The 2,626-nt window shown below is 66.3% G+C and carries 4 protein-coding genes and 1 pseudogene; 4 read left to right on the forward strand and 1 reads right to left on the reverse strand.

Annotated elements, in window-relative coordinates; translation table 11 throughout:
• Positions 1-292, forward strand: a pseudogene (locus LQT98_RS21975) (L-seryl-tRNA(Sec) selenium transferase); the annotation flags it as partial.
• Here LQT98_RS21975 and LQT98_RS21980 read toward each other — a convergent pair.
• The gene (locus LQT98_RS21980; protein ID WP_048409627.1) at positions 275-607 is read right to left on the reverse strand and encodes a GlpM family protein; all 333 of its coding nucleotides are present in this window, start codon (positions 605-607) and stop codon (positions 275-277) included. The pseudogene LQT98_RS21975 and the gene LQT98_RS21980 sit on opposite strands and share 18 nt — an antisense overlap.
• Before the next feature lie 193 nt (positions 608-800).
• Here LQT98_RS21980 and LQT98_RS21985 point away from each other — a divergent pair, with 193 nt between their 5' ends.
• The 3 genes from LQT98_RS21985 to LQT98_RS21995 form a co-directional block, all read left to right on the forward strand.
• Positions 801-1,730, forward strand: coding sequence for a cation diffusion facilitator family transporter (locus LQT98_RS21985; protein WP_048409626.1), 930 nt, complete (start codon positions 801-803; stop codon positions 1,728-1,730).
• 101 nt (positions 1,731-1,831) lie between these two features.
• Entirely contained in the window at positions 1,832-2,119 is a 288-nt protein-coding gene (locus LQT98_RS21990; protein ID WP_231465202.1) for a GTP-binding protein, read from the forward strand.
• Positions 2,120-2,121: 2 nt separating this feature from the next.
• A partial coding sequence (locus LQT98_RS21995; RefSeq protein ID WP_331282577.1) for an EF-Tu/IF-2/RF-3 family GTPase occupies positions 2,122-2,626 on the forward strand: 505 nt, incomplete at its 3' end.

The raw sequence follows: 2,626 nt of genomic DNA on the forward strand, positions 1-2,626 counted from the left end.
GCGCGCGCCGCTGGCCTCAGCGCTGGGCACTGATTATCTGGTGGAGGATGCCGCCTGCCTGTCGCAGATCGGCAGCGGCTCGCTGCCGGTGGACCGGCTGCCCAGCTGGGCGCTGGCGGTGGCGCCGGCCGATGGCAAGGGCGGCACGCTGGAGCGGCTGGCCGAGGCCCTGCGCGCGCTGCCGCGTCCGGTGATAGGCCGGCTGACCGACGGCCGGCTGTGGCTGGATCTGCGCTGCCTGGAGGACGAAGCCGGCTTTATCGCCAATCTGGAGTCATTGCCGCGACCATAGCAGCACCAGCAGTGCCGCCGCCGCCGTCCAGCAGACGGCGGCGCCTATCAGCGCCGGTCCCAGCCGCCAGCGGTCCACCAGCCAATACAGCGCCAGCAGATAGATGAAATAAGGCAGCAAGGAGGCCATGCCGAACAACAAAGTGGCCTTCAGCGCGGCCACGCCGCGCTCGCCGCCTACAATATAGTGAGCGATCAGCGCAAAAGTGGGGAATAGCGGCACCAGGCCGGCGATGTAGTAATTCCTGGACTTGGCCAGCACGCTGATCAAGAGCACCGCCAACGCGCCCAACAGGCTTTTCAGCAGCAAGGCCATTCGCTTCCCCGTTCTCGACAAAACCCGGATTGTGGCATAAGCGCGGCGCGGCGCAAGGGATACCCATCCTGATGGCAGGGTCTGTGAGGCTCATTCTTGTTCTCATTCTCATTAATAAAAACAATCAGTTTTTATATTTAATAGCTTTTGTGCGATAATAGAAGCTCCCATCCACTGCTTGGCTGTCACGACCATGGCCCATATACATCATGCCCACGATGAGGGCAGCGTCGAAAAACGCCGCGCCGGCCGCCTCAGCACGCAGGTCAGCGTCGTCGTCAACCTGCTGTTGTCCACCATACAGATCGTGGTCGGCGCGCTGGCGCACTCCTCGGCGCTGATCGCCGACGGCGTGCACTCGCTGTCCGACCTGCTGGCCGACTTCGTCGTGCTGCTGGCCGGCAAGCACAGCCACAAAGCGCCGGACCATGACCACCAGTATGGCCATCACCGCTATGAAAATGCCGCCTCGCTGGCGCTTGGCCTGCTATTGCTGGGCGTGGGCCTGGGCATGCTCTATGCCGCCGCAGGCAAGTTCAGCCATCCGGACACCATTCCCACCGTGCACACCATCGCCTTGTGGATCGCGCTGCTGGCGCTGGTCGCAAAAGAGCTTTTGTTCCGCTACATGCTGGCGGTGGCCAAGCGCGTGCGCTCCAGCATGCTGGTGGCCAATGCCTGGCACGCGCGCTCCGACGCCGCCTCCTCCCTGGTGGTGGCCTTGGGCATCGTCGGCAACCTGATGGGCTACCCGCTGCTGGACCCGGTGGCCGCCTTGCTGGTGGGCTTGCTGGTCACGCGCATGGGCTGGCGCTTCGGCTGGGACGCGATGAATGATCTGATGGACCGCGCCGCCGACGACGACACCATCGCCGCCATCCGCCAGACCTTGCTCGGCACCCCCGGCATTTACGGCGTGCACGATCTGCGCACCCGCAAGATGGGGGACCTGATCCTGGTGGATGTACACCTGGAAGTGGACGGCTCCATCAATGTGGAGCAAGCCCACGCCATTTCCGAGACCGCGCGCCACCGCGTGCTGGAACGCCACCCGGTGCTGGACGTGCTGGCGCATATCGACCCGGCCGGCCACTATCTGCCAGGCGCGACGCCCACGCATTGACGCGGCGGGCGCGGACCGCAAGCCGGCAATAAACTTCCAAAGTGGCCAAACCCGCCGTTTCTGGCGATACTTGGCCTTTTCCCCGCGCCATTCCTCCCGCCATGATCATCGCCACCGCCGGACACGTCGACCACGGCAAGACTTCGCTGCTGCATGCCCTGACCGGCACCGATGCCGACCGCCTGCCGGAAGAGAAAAAGCGCGGCATGACCATAGACCTGGGCTATGCCTATCTGCCAACGCCGGATGGCGGCATGGTGGGCTTCATCGACGTGCCCGGCCATGAGCGCTTCCTCGGCAATATGCTGGCCGGCGTCGGCGGCGTGCGTCACGCGCTGCTGGTGGTCGCCGCCGACGACGGCGTGATGCCGCAGACCTGGACAGCCTGACCGTGGCCATCAGCAAGAGCGACCTGGCCGACGCCGCGCAACTGGAACGCGTGCTCGCGCAAACGCGGCAAACGCTGGCCGCGCCCGGGCTGCCGCCAGCCGTCCTATTCCCGGTGTCCGCCGTCAGCGGCGCCGGCATCAATGCCTTGCGGCGGCATTTGCTGCAATTGCCCAGCGGCGACCTCGGCGTCGAGCGGCGCTTCCGCCTGGCGATAGACCGCGCCTTCATCATCGGCGGCGCCGGCCTGGTGGTGACCGGCACCGCCTGGGGCGGCCGCGTCGAAGTCGGCGATACGCTATGGCTCAGCGGCAAGGAGGTCCCGATGCGCGTGCGCGGCCTGCATGTGCAGAACCAGCCGGCGCGCCAAGGCCAGGCCGGCCAGCGCATCGCGCTCAATCTGAGCGGCGAGGCGGAAAAACAAGACATCCAGCGTGGTGACTGGCTGCTGGCCGCGGCGCCGCCGGCACCCGCCGCCCGCGTCAGCGTGCGGCTGCGTCTGACCGCCG

Origin of the sequence: Chromobacterium aquaticum (genome assembly GCF_021129195.1) — a bacterium.
Lineage (GTDB): Bacteria > Pseudomonadota > Gammaproteobacteria > Burkholderiales > Chromobacteriaceae > Chromobacterium > Chromobacterium aquaticum.